The organism is Enterobacter sp. kpr-6, assembly GCF_900116015.1.
Taxonomy (GTDB): domain Bacteria; phylum Pseudomonadota; class Gammaproteobacteria; order Enterobacterales; family Enterobacteriaceae; genus Enterobacter_D.
Genome location: NZ_FOYH01000002.1, coordinates 769685 through 787238, shown reverse-complemented (window position 1 = coordinate 787238; position 17554 = coordinate 769685). Strand labels below are relative to the sequence as shown.

Genomic DNA, 17554 nt, shown 5'->3' with positions numbered 1-17554 from the left:
TCCTGCTATTGGGGTAAGAAATTACCTTTAAGCATAGCAGGAGCGGAAGAGGGGAGTTATGCCAGCCAGGAGCGGATGCGTGATTCCATGCCTGCGGCGTCCAGGCCAATCTCCGCGCGCGCTTCATCCTGCGTGCCCTGCGGGATAAAGTGGTCAGGCAGGCCGAGGTTAAGAACCGGCACCGGTTTGCGATGCGCCATCAGCACTTCATTCACGCCGCTGCCCGCGCCGCCGATAATGGCGTTTTCTTCCAGCGTCACCAGCGATTCATGACGCGCCGCCATCTCCAGAATCAGCGCTTCATCCAGCGGTTTGGCAAAACGCATATCCACAAGCGTCGCGTTAAGCGATTCCGCCACCGCTGCCGCTTCCGGCAACAGGGTGCCGAAGTTGAGGATCGCCAGCTTCTCACCGCGACGTTTTACCACCCCTTTACCGATCGGCATTTTTTCCAGCGGAGCGAGTTCAACGCCCACCGCATTGCCGCGTGGGTAACGCACCGCAGCCGGGCCGTCGTTATAGTGATAACCGGTGAACAGCATCTGGCGGCATTCGTTTTCATCGCTCGGCGTCATGATCACCATGTCCGGGATGCAGCGCAGGTAAGAGATATCGAACGCGCCCTGGTGCGTCTGCCCGTCAGCGCCGACGATGCCCGCACGGTCAATGGCGAACAGCACCGGTAATTTCTGGATCGCCACATCGTGGATCACCTGATCGTAGGCGCGCTGCAAGAAGGTGGAGTAGATCGCCACCACCGGCTTGTAGCCACCAATCGCCAGCCCTGCCGCGAAGGTGACCGCATGCTGTTCGGCAATCGCCACGTCGAAATAGCGATCCGGGAACTGACGGGAAAACTCCACCATGCCGGAGCCTTCACGCATGGCGGGCGTGACCGCCATCAGTTTGCTGTCGATGGCGGCGGTTTCGCACAGCCAGTCGCCAAAGATTTTTGAATAAGACGGCATACCGCCGCTGCTTTTCGGCAACGTCCCTTTGGCGGGATCGAACTTCGGCACAGCGTGGAAAGTGATAGGGTCTTTTTCTGCCGGTTCATAGCCACGACCTTTTTTGGTCATGATATGTAAAAACTGCGGGCCTTTCAGATCGCGCATGTTTTTAAGCGTGGTGACGAGGCCCAGCACATCGTGTCCGTCAACCGGGCCAATGTAATTAAAGCCCAGTTCTTCAAACAGCGTGCCCGGCACGACCATGCCTTTGATGTGTTCTTCGGTGCGTTTGAGCAGCTCTTTAATTGGCGGCACGCCGGAGAACACTTTTTTGCCGCCTTCGCGCAGCGTGGAATAGAGTTTGCCTGAGAGCAGTTGCGCCAGATGGTTATTCAGCGCGCCGACGTTTTCTGAGATCGACATTTCGTTGTCGTTCAGCACCACCAGCATGTCAGGTCTGATATCGCCCGCGTGGTTCATCGCTTCAAAAGCCATGCCCGCGGTGATCGCGCCATCGCCAATTACACAGACGGTGCGGCGCTGTTTGGCTTCTTTCGCCGCCGCCACCGCAATGCCGATCCCGGCGCTGATGGAGGTGGACGAATGGCCAACGCTTAATACGTCATACTCGCTTTCGCCGCGCCACGGGAACGGGTGCAGGCCGCCTTTCTGACGGATAGTGTCGATTTTGTCACGGCGACCAGTGAGGATTTTATGCGGATAAGCCTGGTGGCCCACGTCCCAGATCAACTGATCGAAGGGCGTGTTATAGACGTAATGCAGCGCCACGGTCAGCTCGATGGTGCCAAGCCCGGAGGCGAAGTGGCCGCTGGAACGGCTTACGCTGTCGAGCAAGTAGCGGCGCAGCTCGTCGCACAGTTTCGGCAGGCTCTCTTTCGGCAGCAGGCGTAACTCCTGAGTGGAGTCTACCAGCGCCAGAGTCGGGTATTTGGCAATATCAAAACTCATCAGGTTCTCAATAGAATTTGAACATTATTTATCACGCTGGATTATGTAATTCGCCAGTGCTTCCAGTGCCGTGGTATCCAGTGATTGTGCGGCCAGTTGTGCTAATGACTGGCGGGCATCATCAATCAGGTCACGGGCTTTTGTTCGGGCCTGCTCCAGGCCCAGCAGTGCGGGGTAGGTACTTTTACCTAATTGCTGATCGGCACCCTGGCGTTTGCCAAGGGTCGCAGTATCACCCACCACATCCAGAATGTCATCCTGAACCTGGAACGCCAGGCCGACGCTCTCAGCAAACCTGTCGAGCACCGGCAACGCTTCGCGGCCTTTATCGCCCGCGCTTAACGCACCCATTCGGACCGCTGCGCGGATCAACGCACCGGTTTTATGCCGATGGATGCGCTCTAATGCTTCAAGATTGACCTGTTTGCCTTCGGCTTCCAGATCCAGCGCCTGACCGCCGCACATTCCCGCCACGCCGCTGGCCTGCGCCAGTTCGGAAACCATCGCCAGGCGATCGCGTAATGCCACTTCCGGCATTGGCGCGTCAGTGAGAATCGAAAACGCCAGCGTTTGAAGGGCATCGCCCGCAAGAATGGCATTCGCTTCACCAAATTTAATGTGGCAGGTCGGCTGCCCACGACGCAGATCGTCATCGTCCATCGCCGGGAGATCGTCATGGATCAGCGAATAAGCGTGGATGCATTCCACCGCGGCCGCAGGCGCATCAAGCGTTTGCACGCTGACGCCAAACATCTCGCCGGTGGCATACACCAGAAAAGGTCGCAGCCGCTTACCGCCTAACAATGCGCCATACTGCATGGCCTCAACCAGAGGAGTGTTCTGAAAGGGCAGGGGCGCAATAAACTGCCGCAGCGCACTGTTAGCGCGATCCACGCAGAGATCGAGTTGCGAAATAAAATCCATGTTAACCGGCGTCCGGGGTAAAAGGCGTCAGAGGCGCATCTTCGTTGTCAGAAAGGAGGATCTGCACGCGCTGTTCCGCCTGTTGCAGCCGGGTTTGCCCCTGGCGCGCCAGTTGAACACCGCGCTCGAATTCATTGAGTGCGTCTTCGAGCGGTAAATCGCCGCTTTCAAGACGCGTTACGATCTGTTCCAGTTCAGTAAGCGCCGTTTCGAAACTGGCCGGTGCGTCGTTTTTTTTTGGCATAGTGAATATCTGACTCTCATATTTATTCGGCCCCGCTATGGTAGCGGAGTCGCGAAGCTAAGCAAATAACGCGAATATGCACAGCTTGCCCATGATGGTGGTATACTTCTGCGCCTGGATGCAGCCGCAGGTGTGGGCTGCTGTATTTTTCCCCTCACAAGTCAGTCTGTCGACTTGCCAAAGAACCATTGCCGCCATGAAGTTTATCATTAAATTGTTCCCGGAAATCACCATCAAAAGCCAATCTGTGCGTTTGCGCTTTATTAAGATGCTGACCGGAAATATTCGTAACGTCCTTAAGCAGTACGCCGAAACCATTGCTATTGTTCGCCACTGGGATCATATCGAAGTCCGCGCCAAAGACGAGAACGAACGTCTGGCGATTCGTGATGCCCTGACCCGCATTCCGGGGATCCACCATATTCTGGAAGTGGAAGATGTCCCTTTCACCTCCCTGCACGACATCTTTGAGAAAGCGCTGGTCCAGTTCCGCGACCAGCTGGAAGGAAAATCCTTCTGCGTACGCGCAAAACGCCGCGGTAAACATGAGTTTAGTTCGATTGAAGTCGAACGCTATGTCGGCGGCGGATTAAATCAGCATATCGAATCGGCGCGCGTGAAGCTGACCCAGCCGGACGTCACCGTTCATCTGGAAATCGAAAACGATCGCCTGCTGCTGGTCAAAGGCCGCTATGAAGGCATCGGCGGCTATCCGATCGGTACCCAGGAAGATGTGCTGTCGCTGATTTCCGGCGGATTTGACTCTGGTGTGTCCAGCTACATGCTAATGCGTCGCGGCTGCCGCGTGCATTATTGCTTCTTTAATCTGGGCGGCGCGGCGCATGAAATCGGCGTCCGCCAGGTCGCGCATTATCTGTGGAACCGCTTTGGCAGTTCGCACCGCGTGCGTTTTGTGGCCATCAATTTTGAACCGGTTGTCGGCGAGATCCTCGAAAAAGTCGAAGACGGGCAGATGGGCGTGGTACTCAAACGCATGATGGTCCGCGCGGCATCGCAGGTAGCAGAACGCTACGGCGTGCAGGCGCTGGTCACCGGCGAAGCGCTGGGCCAGGTGTCCAGCCAGACGCTGACCAACCTGCGCCTTATCGACAACGTTTCTGACACCTTGATCCTGCGTCCGCTGATCTCTCACGATAAAGAGCACATCATCGATCTGGCGCGCGAAATCGGCACCGCTGATTTTGCCCGTACCATGCCGGAATACTGCGGCGTGATTTCGAAAAGCCCGACCGTGAAAGCCGTTAAAGGAAAGATCGAAGCGGAAGAAGAAAACTTCAACTTTGCTATTCTCGATGAAGTGGTCGCAGCGGCGAGCAATATCGACATCCGCGAAATCGCCACCCAGACCGAGCAGGACGTGGTGGAAGTGGAAACCGTCACCGGTTTTGGCCCGAACGAGGCGATTCTGGATATCCGCTCCATTGACGAGCAGGACGACAAGCCGTTAAACGTGGAAGGCGTTGAAGTGGTGTCGCTGCCGTTCTACAAACTCAGCACGAAGTTTGGCGATCTCGATCAGAGCAAAACCTGGCTGCTGTGGTGCGAACGCGGTGTGATGAGCCGCCTGCAGGCGCTCTATCTGCGCGAGCAGGGCTTTAACAACGTGAAAGTGTATCGCCCGTAATTGCCCGAATGCCCGGTAGCGCAAGGTTACCGGGCACAGATTCTGGACCGATCGGAGGTGCTTTTGGAAAAGCAGCATAAATATCTGGAGATTAAGGAAAAACTTAAGCACGATATTCTCGCTCACAAATATCTTGTTGGTGAGAGCATTCCCTCCGAGCGCGACATCGCCCGTGAATATCAGGTCACCCGTGTCACGGTGCAAAAAGCGATGGCCAGTCTGGTGCAGGATGGTTTTATCGAGCGCATCCACGGCAAAGGGATGTTTGTCCTGAAGAACACCGACACCAGCATCTATATTCTCAACAATGAAAAAAGCGACAGCATTTTAGGTTTTTCCCGCGAATTTCAGGGGCAGGTGAAAGTCAGCAGCCAGTTACTGGCTTTTGACGTCATCGACGCCGACCGTAACGTTGCCCGCCATCTGGATATTACGCCCGGCGAGAAGATCTATTTTATCCGCCGTATCCGCCTGCTGGATGATATTCCGGTACTGATCGAAGAGAGTAATATCCCCCTTAGCGTGATCCCTGAGATCCCGGAAGAGGTATTACGGCAGGGATCGCTGTATCGCTATATCGAAGAGTTTACCCAACGCAAAATTAAAGATGCCGATTCGATTATCGAAGCGGCATTGTTTGATGAAGAAATGGCGGGTTTACTGAATATTGCCCCCGGTCTGCCCATGCTGAAAATCACCGAAGTCACGCGGCTGGATAACAAAACTGTGTTTAACTTTTCGCTCAGTTTCAACCGCGCCGATATTTTCCGGGTGAAAAACATGCGCATTGAGCGCTGAATTAAAGCTGACCGCCCGCCGCCCGATCCACCATTAACGTTACGTTAGGGTGATCCTTAACCAGGGTGGACGGAATATCACTGCTACTTTCTGTCTGCACGGTTTTGGCCACGATGGCGCTTTTTTTCTCGCCGCTGGCCATCAGGATCATGCGCTTCGCCGCGCGAAGCGTTTTAATCCCCAGCGATATTCCCTGCTTAACGTCGCGCGGTTCGCCGAAATATTTCACCGATACCGCCTGAGTCACAGGATCGAGATCGACAACGTGGCAGGTATTTTCCGCTGACACGCCCGGTTCGTTAAAGCCTATATGCCCGTTCATGCCGATGCCTAATACCACAATGTCGATCTGCTGGTGGGCGGCAATAAACGCGTCAACGCGCTGGCATTCCGCCGCCGGATCGTTTGTCAGGCCGTCAAAAAAGCAAATCTGCTCATCCCGCAGCGGCAGTTTGTCGAAAAAATGGTGCCAGACCATTTCCCGGCAACTGCCTTTATCGTCCCGGCCCAGGCCAAGCCATTCGTCGAGGCCCAGAAAAAACGCCCGGCTGAAATCCACCCGTCCATCATTGCTGGCCTCCACCAGTGCCGCAAAGACGCCGAGCGGCGTGTCGCCGCCTGCGATGCAAATCAGCGCGTCGGGTTTGGCCGCCACGCAGTCGATGACCTGCTGTGCAACAGCGGCGCACAGTTCCGGGTAATCCTGTTTGATATCTATGTTCATTGCTGCTCCTTAGCGTTGTTGAAATATTGCGGTAGATAGCGCTGGTTCACTTCCAGATACTCGTTGAGGATCTGCTCGGCGACGTTTGCGGAAGGCACCAGCGGGTTAATCGTCAGCGCCAGCAGCGCGGTGTCGTAATCACCGGTGATGGCCGCCTCGACGGTGAGTTCTTCATAGGCTTTGACGCTCTGGATCAGGCCACGGATTTTCACCGGCAGCGGGCCGTAAGCCAGCGGGTGAGCACCCTGGCGGTCGATCACCGCGTTGGTTTCAAGGGTGACGTGATCCGGCAGATCGCCCGTTGCGCCGCGATTGGTGGTATTCACCACGTGGATTTCTTTTTTATCGTTATAGATGGCGCTGATAATCGAGCAAGCGGTATCCGAGTACCAGGCCCCGCCGCGCTGCTCCAGCTCTTTCGGCTTGCCGGTCAGGGTTTCGTCCTGATACAGCTCAAATAATTTACGCTCAATTTCCCGGGTTTGTTCCCCACGGGTGCCTTTGGTTTTTTGATCGGCAAGGGCGGCGTCCACCATTTCGCGGGTGAGGAAAAAGTATTTCAGATAGGAGATGGGGTACATACGCAGCGCCTTCGCAAAGCGCGCGGAAAAGCCAATATCCGGGATATTTTTTAGGGCGTTTGTCGCGCTCCCCTGTGCCAGTTTTTCAATAAAATCATCCGTGACGTCTGCGCCGTCGATATAAATGCGATCGGCAAAGATCAGATGATTTAATCCCATGATCCGCGCGTAGACCTGCGATTTTTCCACGTCATAGGCTTTGGCAATATCCATCAGCATACTGTTTGCGCCGCTGCAAATACCCAGCGATTTGATGGAAGAATGACGGGCAATGGCTTCGGTAACAATGCCTGCCGGGTTGGTGAAATTAATCAGCCACGCGTTGGGGCAATATTTTTCCATGTCGCGGCAAATATCCAGCAGCACCGGAATGGTACGCTGCGCTTTCATAAATCCGCCGGGGCCGGTGGTTTCCTGGCCGAGCACGCCATATTTAAGCGGGATTTTTTCATCATTAATGCGCGCATCAAGAAACCCGACGCGCAATTGAGTGGTGACGAAATCCGCGTCTTTTAATGCTTCTTCCCGATCCAGCGTTAAATGGATCGTCATCGGAATACCGGCTTTTTCCACCATTCTTTTTGCCAGTTTGCCAACGATTTCCAGCTTTTCACGCCCCTCTTCAATATCCAGCAGGTAATAGTCGCTGACCGGTAATTCAGCGTAGCGTTTGATAAAGCCGTCGATGAGTTCCGGCGTATAGCTGGACCCGCCGCCGATGGTAACGATTTTAAGCTTTTTCATAAGGTGTCCTTTTACAGTGCTGAATCAGAGACGGTGGTGCTGGCGTTTTCTGCATCCTGGGCGGCCGCTTCTTTTTCCATTTGCCGGCGTTCGGCAATTTTGAAAAAGGGCAGGTAAACCAGCGCCGAAATAACGATGGTGCAGACCGACCAGATCACCGCCGGAATATTGCCGCCCGTCACGAACCAGGCGGCAAATATCGGCGGCATGGTCCACGGAATTTGCAGCACCGGGCGTCCGATAATGTCGAAATACATCAGGCTGTAGGTTGCGGTGCATAAAATCATCGGCGTTAAGGTGAAAGGGATCATCAGTAAAGGGTTAAAGACGATCGGGCAGCCAAAAATGACCGGTTCGTTGATGCAGAAAATCGCCGAGGGCAGCGAGAGCTTGCCGACCGATTTATACATTTTGCTTCGGGAGCGCAGCATCGCCAGCACCAGGCCCAGCGTCGCGCCAGTTCCGCCGAGGCACATAAAGACGATGTAAAAGCCATCGGCGGTGATGTGCGGGATGGGCTGATGATTGAGATATGCCTGGGTGTTTTCAGCGATATATTTCAGGAAGATGGGGCTGGTGATGCCAGAGAGAATGTTGTCGCCGTGGATACCGCAGCACCAGAGCAGAGAAATCAGGAAGATTAATACCAGCATGCCCGGCAGCGAGCCTAAACCGCTCACCAGCGGGCTGACCAGCCAGGTAAAGAAGCTGTTGATATCGAAGTTCAGCATCACCCGCACCAGCCACACCAGCGTGATGATCGCCGCCGCCGGGATCAGGCTGACAAATGATTGCGCGACGGCGGGCGGCACGCCGTCCGGCAGTTTAATGACGATGTTTCTCACCACAAAAAAGCGCATGATCTGCACGGTGGCGATGGCGAGAATAATTGCCGAGAACAGGCCCGCCGCGCCAAGGTTATCGACGTTAAGTTGATAATTCTCGTTAAGCTGGGCGAGCAGAAACACCACCATCGCCACGGCGCTGCAGGTGAGGGCGTTAAGCTGGTACTCTTTCGCCAGGTTGTAGCTGATGCCGATAGCCGAGATCAAACCAATCGCGCCGAAGGTGACGGCGACCGGGGCGCTGAGTTTATTCGCCGCCGGGCCTAAAAATTCCGCCCAGCCGGGAATGGGCAGATTCGCCACGATCAGAAACAGACTGCCGGTAATCGTAAACGGCAGCGTCAGCGCAATCCCGTTACGCACCGCCACCAGCATTTTATTTTCGCCTACCTGAATAAGGATCGGGACGACCTTGCCTTCAATAAACTGGATCACCTTAACTCCTCCGCATGAAGTCGCTTTGTACTGGTATATACCAGTTATTGAAGTTTTTCACGGCAACGTCAGCCCGTCAAGGCAGGCGATTTCACCCATGCATGCACGTATTTATTTGATTTAAAATGATGTTTATGAAAGCGGGCTGCGCCGGTTCACAGAAATACGGGGAGATTTAAATGCAGGATGTGATAAGAAGCACAAAGAAAAAGCCCGGCGCAGCGTGCACCGGGCTGGAGTGGGATTAGTCGATATAATCCCGATAGCTGTAGATCCCGGCGGCGACCACCAGTTGTGACGCGACTTCATGGGCTTTTTCGCGCCCGACCAGCAGGTCAATAATCTTCAGGGCGAAATCAATGGAGGTGCCCGGTCCCTGGCTGGTCAGCAGATTGACGCGCGGGTCCCAGACCACCCGTTTATCCTGCCACTGCTCATCGGGGATGCGGTCTTTCAGCGCCGGGAAGCCGGTCATATTGCCGATGGGGAACAGGTTATGCGGCACCAGCACCGTGCCTGCGGCGGCGCAAATTGCCGCCACGATGCGCCCGGAGCGATGAAACTGCCTGACCGTTTCCACCAGCAGCGGACTGTCACGGAAGCACTCCGCGCCCTTCACGCCGCCGGGCAGCACAATCACATCAAAATCGCCGTCGGCGACTTCTACCAGCGGCGCATCCGCCAGCAGTTTTACGCCGCGTGAGCAGACGATCACTTTATCGCCATCGCCCGCGACGCTAGCCGTGGTGACGCTGATCCCCGCGCGCACCAGCAGATCGATGGTGGTGACCGCTTCGGTTTCTTCGCTACCAGGGGCGAGGCATATCAGTGCTGATCGGCTCATATTCACTTTCCTTACGCTTAATCAGTTCGTACAGACGGGTGTTTTCCGGTACGGAGATACCGTGCGCGCGGGCGCGCCTGAGCAGATACCCGGTGATGTAATCTATTTCCGTGTGGCGCAGGGCGCGCACGTCCTGGAGCATCGACGAGATATTATCCTGCGTACTTTCAATGACCTGATGCACGTAGTGCAGTAAATCCTCCACGGAGGTGTGGTGGCCTTCACGCTCCATGACCGCCGCGACTTCATTACAGATGCTGTTGATCAGCTCCGGCTGCGTGCGCAACTGACCATTAGGACAATCCCACAGCGCGGTAAGCGGGTTAATGACGCAGTTCACCGCAAGCTTACGCCAGAGTTCCGGGCGAATGCGGTTATGCCAGGCGACATCCGGCAGCACTTCCTGCAGGGTATCCGCAAGGTAGCTGTAATCGCCGTCATGCACGCGCGCCGGGCCGATGTGGGTGGTGCCGCTGGCGACGTGGATGATCACGTTACCGTCACGACGGGCCGCATGGGTGGTGATGCCCATCAGCAGCGGCTGCGGAATGTTTTTGAGCTCATCAACCGTACCCATTCCGTTGTGGATCAAAAGGATGGGCGTAGTGGGAGGCAGAATACCGGAGAGGCTTTTTACCGCCTCGTAAACCTGCCAGGCTTTTAAGGTCACCAGCAGCAGGTCGCTTTGTGCTAAGAAATCGGGATCGTTCGCCGTCAGGGACTCGTTAAAAATAGTGCCGTCTTCGTCAATCAGGTTAACGCTGCAAAAAGGTTGCGGTACGCGGAGCCAGCCCTGCACCTCATGCCCCTGTTTGCACAGCGCGGTGAGCCATAACTGACCTAATGCTCCGCATCCGAGTACGGTTATTTTCATTGTTCCTCCTCACCTGCTACTGCACCAGGCGTTTGTGCTTCAAGTATAGCGCCGTGAACTCAGGTTCTGAACGCTGCGGTGCTAAACTCATGCGGTAAAACTTCCGGGCTTAACAAGTTGAGTTATGCTTCTTTGCAGGTATTATGCATCGCAATATATGTAGAAGGAGAAGAAAAGATGCCATCTTTCGATATTGTTTCTGAAGTTGATCTTCAGGAAGTCCGTAACGCGGTCGATAACGCCAGCCGCGAAGTGGAGTCTCGATTTGATTTTCGTAACGTTGAGGCCTCGTTTGAGCTCAATGAGGCAAATAAAACCATTAAAGTGCTGAGCGAGTCTGATTTTCAGGTCAATCAGTTACTCGATATTTTACGCGCGAAGCTGTTAAAACGCGGGATTGAAGGCACGTCGCTGGACGTTCCGGAAACCTTCGTGCACAGCGGCAAAACCTGGTTTGTGGAAGCCAAACTGAAGCAAGGGATTGAAAGCGCGACACAGAAGAAAATCGTGAAGCTGATTAAAGACAGCAAGCTGAAAGTGCAGTCGCAGATTCAGGGTGAAGAAATCCGTGTGACCGGCAAAGCCCGCGATGATTTACAGGCGGTGATGGCGCTGGTGCGCGGCGGCAATCTGGGCCAGCCGTTCCAGTTTAAGAACTTCCGCGATTAATTCTCTGTGCCGGGTGACACGCGCACCCGGCACAGCTTTTCTACCCGGCTTTAATCGCCTGCTCAACCTCAAAACGATTCGTCACTTTACTGTCGATTTTCACGTAAGCGCTGCGTTCTTCAACCACCACCATCGCTTCGCTGACCCCCGGCGTTTCACGCAGGCGTTGGGTGAGCACCTCATCAACCGGCACGCCGTCCGGGATTTCAATGCGCAGACTGCTAACGTAAGGCGGTTCCTGCATCGTGCTGGCGACCAGCAGCCACAGCATGGCCAGTAGCGCCCCGGCAAGAAACACCGTTTGTGAATCAAACAGGCCGTCAACCCAGCCGCCCAGCGAGCCGCCAATTGCCACGCCGAGAAACTGGCTGGTGGAGTAAATCCCCATTGCCGTGCCTTTAAAACCGGCTGGCGCTTCTTTACTGATCAGCGATGGCAGCAGGGCTTCCATCAAATTAAAGGCGATAAAGAATATCTGCACGCCGAGCACCTGTTCCCAGAAGTGCGGGCCCGCACTCCACAGGATAATCTCAGCCACCAGCAGCAGCGCCACGCAGAAGACAAACACGCGCTTCATGCGGCGCTTCACTTCGGCATAAATGATAAAGGGCACCACGGAAACAAACGAAATCAGCATCGTGGCGAGATAGATTTTCCAGTGATCGGCGGCGGCAAATCCGGCGGCTTCAAGCTGACCCGGCAGGGCCACGAAGGTGGACATCAGCAAAATGTGCAGGCACATAATGCCGAAATTGAGCTTGAGCAGTTTCGGACGGGCGATGACCTGGCTAAAGCAGCCTTTTACCATCCCCGACTCACGGTTCAACACGTGGTTTTTGCTGTCCGGCACCACCCAAAGGGTTAATGCAATGCCTGCGGTCGCCAGCGCAGCAATCATCCAGAACAGCGCATGCAGGCCAAGCTGATGCGTAATGATCGGACCAAGCACCATCGCGATGGCAAAGGTCACGCCAAAACTGACGCCGATAAAAGCCATCGCTTTGGTGCGGTTCTGTTCGCGGGTTAAGTCAGAGAGCAGTGCCATCACGGCGGCGGCGATCGCGCCGGAGCCTTGCAGGGCACGGCCCAAAATAATGCCCCAGATGGAGTCTGAGAGTGCGGCGATAACGCTACCCAGCACAAAAATCGCCAGCCCGCCGACAATCAGCGGCTTGCGACCAATCCGGTCAGAAAGTAAGCCAAAGGGGATCTGGAAGATCGCCTGGGCCAGACCGTAAATGCCGATGGCAAAGCCAATCAGCGCCTCGCTTGCGCCCTGCAACGCCATGCCATAGGTGGTCAGAACGGGCAGAACCATAAACATGCCAAGCATACGCAGCGAGAAAACAGTCCCTAAACCCCAGGTGGCGCGCAACTCGCCTGGCGTCATTTTATAGTCGTTCATTGGTACCTCTGTCTGAAAGCCGGGCATAGTATAGTGCGGGGGCAGGGCGGGGTGAACCAAATAAAAAAGGGTGCCGAAGCACCCCTTTAAAGCGTGGCTGGCTTACCAGACGTAAGTCAGCAGACTGTGCGAATCGGGCACCATAAAATCGACCGACATCATGACGGAGAGGGCGGTGATCGCGATGATGGAAAAACCGAACAGCTTGCGCGCCCAGATTTTATCATCTTCGACTTTGTAGCCCCGCAGCGCCATACCCAGCCACCAGACGCTCACGGCCGCGGCAACGATCAGATACTTGTACCCGGCGTAACCGCCAAGCGTCAGCATCAGCGTCGCCACCGCAAACGCGATGATGTAGAGCGTGATGTGGTTTTTCGCCACTGAAATGCCTTTCACCACCGGCAGGACCGGGATGTTCGCCGCCTGATAATCTTTAAAGCGGAAAATCGCGATGGCGTAGGAGTGCGGCATCTGCCACAGGCTAAAAATAGCCAGCAGGATGAGCGCACCGCTGTCGAAATTACCGGTTACCGCGCAGTAGCCAATCACCGGCGGTGCGGCACCCGACAGGGAGCCAATCAGGGTGCCATAGACCGAGTGGCGTTTCATGTACAGGCTGTAAATGCCAACATAAACCACAAAGCCCATCACCCCCAGCCAGCACGCCAGCGGGTTAGCCCCAAACCACAGCAGCATAAAGCCAGCAATACCCAACAAGGTGGCGTACACCAGCGACATTTTCGGCGAAATCAGGCCCTTGACCAGTACCCGGTTCTTCGTACGCTCCATTTTGCGGTCAATATCGCGGTCGATGAAGTTGTTAAATACACAACCCGATGCCACCACCAGCGACACGCCAATCAGCGTACAGACGAACAGGGGATAGTCGATGCTGCCCTTAGAGGCCAGCAGGAACCCCCCGATCACGGAGATCAGATTACCGAAAATGATGCCTGGTTTCGTTACTTGCAGGTATTGCTTAATCATACTCGCCGCTCTTAGTGAACCATCATGTTGTAGTTCAGGTTCCACATAATCCAGATTGAACCGACAACCAGAATGGCAATAATCAGCACCGTAAAGATAAAGGCCACCAGGTTCCAGCGCTCTTCAGAAGAGGTGTTCATGTGCAGGAAGCACACCAGGTGAACCAGAATCTGTACGACCGCCATCACCAGCACAACGCCAAGCAGCGTGGCATGGGAAGCCGAGCCGTTCATCACCATCCAGAACGGAATCACCGTCAGGATGATCGACAGGATAAATCCTGTCATGTACGTTTTTACGCTACCGTGAGAAGCGCCGTTATGATCGGTTGAATGACTCATTACATCGCCCCCATCAGGTAAACAACAGAGAATACACAGATCCACACCACGTCCAGGAAGTGCCAGAACATGCTCAGGCACATCAGACGGGTACGGTTAGTGCTGGTCAGCCCGCGACGGGTAACCTGGAACATCATGACCGCCATCCACACAAGACCGGAGGTCACGTGCAGACCGTGGGTACCGACCAGCGCAAAGAAGCCAGACAGGAAACCGCTGCGATCCGGGCCGAAGCCTTCCACGATCAGGTGATGGAATTCATAGATTTCCATTCCCACGAAGCCCGCACCAAACAGGAAGGTCAGCGCCAGCCAGGAGATAACCTGGCTTTGGTTGCCTTTGTTCATGGCGATAATCGCCATGCCGTAGGTGATGGAGCTAAACAGCAGGAGGAAAGTTTCCACCAGCACGAACGGCAGTTCAAAAATGTCTTTACCGCTCGGGCCACCCGCCGTGCCGTTCACCAGAACGGCATAGGTTGCAAACAGACATGCAAAGAGAATGCAGTCGCTCATCAGGTAGATCCAGAAGCCGAACACTTTGTTCGCTCCTGCATCGTGATGCCCATGGTCATGCGCATGGGCGCCAGTATGTGCCAGAGAATCAGTCGACATTTTTCAGCCCTGCTTTGCTAATTTCATCAAAGTGCTGGTTTTCCAGTTTTTCAACGGTGGCAACCGGTACGTAGTAGTCCACGTCCTCATCGAAGCTTTTCACAATCCACGCAACGATCATGCCAGCGAAGCCCGCAATCGCCATCCACCAGATATGCCAGATCATGGCGAAACCAAAGATCAGGCTGAACGCGGCAATGACAATCCCTGCGCCGGTGTTACGCGGCATATGAATTTCTTCATACTGGGTCGGCTGCTTATACGCTTCGCCTTTCTCTTTCATTTCCCAGAACGCATCACGCTCATGGATATGTGGGATCACAGCAAAGTTATAGAACGGCGGCGGGGACGAGGTCGCCCACTCCAGCGTACGGCCACCCCACGGGTCACCGGTCAGGTCACGGTTCTGCTCGCGGTCGCGAATAGAAACGTAGAACTGAATCAGCTGGCACGCGATACCACAGGCAATCAGCGCGGCACCCACGGCTGCAACCATCAGCAGCGAGTGGAACTGCGGATCGATCTGCTGGCTCAGACGACGGGTCATACCCATGAAGCCCAGCACGTACAGCGGCATAAACGCCACGAAGAAGCCGATGATCCAGAACCAGAATGCGCGTTTGCCCCAGGTTTCGTTCAGCATGAAACCGAACGCCTTCGGCCACCAGTAGGTCAGACCGGCGAAGCAACCGAACACCACACCGCCGATGATGACGTTATGGAAGTGCGCAATCAGGAACAGGCTGTTGTGCAGTACGAAGTCTGCACCCGGTACGGCCAGCAGTACGCCGGTCATGCCGCCGATGGAGAAGGTGACAATGAAGCCTACCGTCCACAGCATCGCCGAGTTCATCTGAATACGGCCCTGGTACATGGTGAACAGCCAGTTGAAGATCTTCACCCCGGTCGGGATGGCGATAATCATGGTGCTGATACCAAAGAACGCGTTCACGTTCGCGCCGCTGCCCATGGTGAAGAAGTGGTGCAGCCAAACGATAAAGGACAGAACGGTAATAGCCACCGTCGCCCACACCAGTGAGGTATAACCAAACAGGCGTTTTTTCGAGAACGTCGCCACCACTTCCGAGAACACACCGAACACTGGCAGAACGAGAATGTACACTTCCGGATGGCCCCAGGCCCAAATCAGGTTGATGTACATCATCATGTTGCCGCCCATATCGTTGGTGAAGAAATGGGTGCCCAGATAACGGTCAAGGGTAAGCAGTGCAATCGTCACCGTCAGGATCGGGAAGGAGACGATAATCAATACGTTGGTGCAGAGTGACGCCCAGGTAAACACTGGCATCTTGAACATGGTCATGCCAGGGGCACGCATTCTCAGGATGGTCACAAAGAAGTTAATACCGGTAAGCGTCGTACCAATACCGGAGAGCTGGAGACTCCAGATCCAGTAATCAACCCCGACCCCCGGACTGTACTCAATTCCCGACAGCGGCGGATAGGCAACCCAACCGGTCTGGGCGAATTCGCCAATACCGAGAGAAAGGTTAACCAGTACCACACCGACAACGGTGAACCAGAAGCTCAGGTTGTTCAGGAACGGGTAAGCCACGTCGCGCGCGCCGATTTGCAGCGGCACCACCAGGTTCATCAGGCCGACCACGAAAGGCATCGCCACGAAGAAGATCATGATCACACCGTGCGCGGTGAAGACCTGATCGTAGTGGTGTGGAGGCAGGAAGCCTGCTTCCCCGGCGGAGGCCAGCGCTTGCTGGCTACGCATCATGATGGCATCGGCAAAGCCACGCAGCAGCATGACGATAGCAACGATGAGGTACATGATACCCAGGCGTTTGTGGTCGATTGAGGTCAGCCACTCACTCCATAAATATGACCACTTACCGAAGTAAGTAATCGCGGCAACCAGCGCCAGACCACCGACGATAATTGCTGCAATCGTAACCATGATAATGGGTTCATGGTACGGCACTGCATCCAGTGTTAGTTTTCCGAACATCGTAATATTCCTCGGCCCCTTTAGTGAGAGGTTTGGGCGTGACTCATATCCATGCCTTCCATACCTTCATGAGAACTGTGTTCCCCTTCCGGTTGCGTCACGTCCATGCTTTTCCCGTGACCCATAAATTTGCCAATCACGTCTTTGAACAAATCCGGTTTCACGCTGGAGAAGTATTCAACTTTGTTGTATTCGCTTGGCGCGGCCAACTTGTCGAATGCCGCCATATCGTTCATCACGGTCGTCGACTGTTTCGCTTTCGCAACCCAGGCGTCAAAGGTGGCATTATCCGGCGTTGCAATGGCTTTAAACTTCATGCCAGAGAAACCTGCACCACTGTAGTTGGAGGAAATACCGTCGTAGGTGCCCGCTTCGTTGGCAATCAGGTGCAGTTTGGTCTGCATCCCGGCCATCGCGTAAATCTGGCTGCCTAAACGCGGAATAAAGAAGGAGTTCATCACCGTGTTAGAGGTGATTTTGAATTCCACTGGCGTGTTCGCCGGGAAGGCGATTTCATTCACCGTAGCAATACCCTGCTCCGGATAAATGAAGAACCATTTCCAGTCCATAGCGATAACTTCGATGGTCACCGGCTTGGCATCATGAACCAGCGGTTTGCTAGGCTCCAATGCATGCGTGGTTTTCCAGGTCAGAACCGCGAGGAAAATAATGATAAGGATAGGGATGGTCCAGACAACAGCTTCAACTTTGTTCGAGTGCGACCAGTTGGGGCTGTATTTGGCATCCTTGTTCGATGCCCGGTACTTCCAGGCAAAACCGATAGCCATCACGATGGCGGGAATCACGACAATCAACATTAGCCCAAGAGCTGTCAGTATCAACGAACGTTGTTCCAGTCCGATCTGTCCTTTGGGGTCTAACAGCGCAGAATCGCAACCACTGAGTAATACAGTGCCAGCAATTAATGACAGCAGTCCCAAACTTTTATTGTATTTCCTGAGTCTCATTTAACGACC

Annotated in this window: 17 protein-coding genes; 3 read left to right on the top strand and 14 right to left on the bottom strand. The window is 54.7% G+C overall.

The annotated features are described in order from the left end of the window. Nucleotides 1–56 precede the first annotated feature (56 nt). From dxs to xseB, 3 genes are read right to left on the bottom strand one after another with little or no spacing between them, the layout of a single operon-like run. Nucleotides 57–1919, bottom strand: a complete 1863-nt coding sequence (gene dxs, locus BM373_RS08445; RefSeq protein WP_090460966.1) for a 1-deoxy-D-xylulose-5-phosphate synthase — start codon at nucleotides 1917–1919, stop codon at nucleotides 57–59. Between the two features lie 24 nt (nucleotides 1920–1943). Beyond that, nucleotides 1944–2843, bottom strand: coding sequence for a (2E,6E)-farnesyl diphosphate synthase (ispA, locus tag BM373_RS08440; RefSeq protein WP_090460965.1), 900 nt, complete (start codon nucleotides 2841–2843; stop codon nucleotides 1944–1946). Between the two features lies 1 nt (nucleotide 2844). Then, entirely contained in the window at nucleotides 2845–3087 is a 243-nt protein-coding gene (xseB, locus tag BM373_RS08435) for an exodeoxyribonuclease VII small subunit (RefSeq protein ID WP_090460964.1), read from the bottom strand. 196 nt (nucleotides 3088–3283) lie between these two features. Here xseB and thiI point away from each other — a divergent pair, with 196 nt between their 5' ends. Both thiI and BM373_RS08425 read left to right on the top strand, forming a co-directional pair. Next, on the top strand, nucleotides 3284–4732 hold the full coding sequence (thiI, locus tag BM373_RS08430) for a tRNA uracil 4-sulfurtransferase ThiI (protein WP_090460963.1): 1449 nt from the start codon (nucleotides 3284–3286) through the stop codon (nucleotides 4730–4732). A gap of 63 nt (nucleotides 4733–4795) precedes the next feature. Further along, nucleotides 4796–5530, top strand: a complete 735-nt coding sequence (locus BM373_RS08425) for a GntR family transcriptional regulator (protein WP_090461094.1) — start codon at nucleotides 4796–4798, stop codon at nucleotides 5528–5530. 1 nt (nucleotide 5531) lies between these two features. Here the strand turns inward: BM373_RS08425 and BM373_RS08420 are convergent, their stop codons facing one another. The 5 genes from BM373_RS08420 to panE all read right to left on the bottom strand — a co-directional run bounded on the left by BM373_RS08420 (nucleotide 5532) and on the right by panE (nucleotide 10577). Continuing rightward, a complete protein-coding gene (locus tag BM373_RS08420; protein WP_090460962.1) occupies nucleotides 5532–6254 on the bottom strand; it encodes a glucosamine-6-phosphate deaminase in 723 nt (240 codons plus the stop codon). Continuing rightward, a complete protein-coding gene (locus BM373_RS08415; protein WP_090460961.1) occupies nucleotides 6251–7579 on the bottom strand; it encodes a 6-phospho-beta-glucosidase in 1329 nt (442 codons plus the stop codon). Before BM373_RS08415 ends, BM373_RS08420 begins: the two co-directional genes overlap by 4 nt. Before the next feature lie 11 nt (nucleotides 7580–7590). Further along, on the bottom strand, nucleotides 7591–8859 hold the full coding sequence (locus BM373_RS08410) for a PTS sugar transporter subunit IIC (protein WP_090460960.1): 1269 nt from the start codon (nucleotides 8857–8859) through the stop codon (nucleotides 7591–7593). Nucleotides 8860–9103: 244 nt separating this feature from the next. Further along, nucleotides 9104–9703, bottom strand: a complete 600-nt coding sequence (gene yajL / locus BM373_RS08405; protein ID WP_090460959.1) for a protein deglycase YajL — start codon at nucleotides 9701–9703, stop codon at nucleotides 9104–9106. Beyond that, the gene (panE, locus tag BM373_RS08400; protein WP_090460958.1) at nucleotides 9666–10577 is read right to left on the bottom strand and encodes a 2-dehydropantoate 2-reductase; all 912 of its coding nucleotides are present in this window, start codon (nucleotides 10575–10577) and stop codon (nucleotides 9666–9668) included. The genes yajL and panE overlap by 38 nt, the downstream gene beginning before the upstream one ends. 177 nt (nucleotides 10578–10754) lie before the next feature. On the opposite strand from panE, the gene BM373_RS08395 reads away from it, so the two are divergent. Continuing rightward, entirely contained in the window at nucleotides 10755–11246 is a 492-nt protein-coding gene (locus BM373_RS08395; protein WP_090460957.1) for a YajQ family cyclic di-GMP-binding protein, read from the top strand. Between the two features lie 40 nt (nucleotides 11247–11286). Here BM373_RS08395 and BM373_RS08390 read toward each other — a convergent pair whose 3' ends face one another. From BM373_RS08390 to cyoA, 6 genes are all read right to left on the bottom strand, one after another. Beyond that, a complete protein-coding gene (locus BM373_RS08390; protein ID WP_090460956.1) occupies nucleotides 11287–12651 on the bottom strand; it encodes an MFS transporter in 1365 nt (454 codons plus the stop codon). A gap of 102 nt (nucleotides 12652–12753) precedes the next feature. Continuing rightward, nucleotides 12754–13641: a heme o synthase gene (cyoE, locus tag BM373_RS08385; protein WP_090460955.1), complete on the bottom strand. Its 888-nt coding sequence runs from the start codon at nucleotides 13639–13641 to the stop codon at nucleotides 12754–12756. 11 nt (nucleotides 13642–13652) lie between these two features. Beyond that, on the bottom strand, nucleotides 13653–13982 hold the full coding sequence (locus tag BM373_RS08380; protein ID WP_090460954.1) for a cytochrome o ubiquinol oxidase subunit IV: 330 nt from the start codon (nucleotides 13980–13982) through the stop codon (nucleotides 13653–13655). Continuing rightward, complete coding sequence (locus BM373_RS08375; RefSeq protein ID WP_090460953.1) at nucleotides 13982–14596, bottom strand: cytochrome o ubiquinol oxidase subunit III; 615 nt, start codon at nucleotides 14594–14596, stop codon at nucleotides 13982–13984. The genes BM373_RS08380 and BM373_RS08375 overlap by 1 nt, the downstream gene beginning before the upstream one ends. After that, entirely contained in the window at nucleotides 14586–16577 is a 1992-nt protein-coding gene (cyoB, locus tag BM373_RS08370) for a cytochrome o ubiquinol oxidase subunit I (protein ID WP_090460952.1), read from the bottom strand. Before cyoB ends, BM373_RS08375 begins: the two co-directional genes overlap by 11 nt. A gap of 20 nt (nucleotides 16578–16597) precedes the next feature. Then, a complete protein-coding gene (gene cyoA, locus BM373_RS08365; RefSeq protein ID WP_090460951.1) occupies nucleotides 16598–17545 on the bottom strand; it encodes a cytochrome o ubiquinol oxidase subunit II in 948 nt (315 codons plus the stop codon). Between the last annotated feature and the right edge of the window lie 9 nt (nucleotides 17546–17554).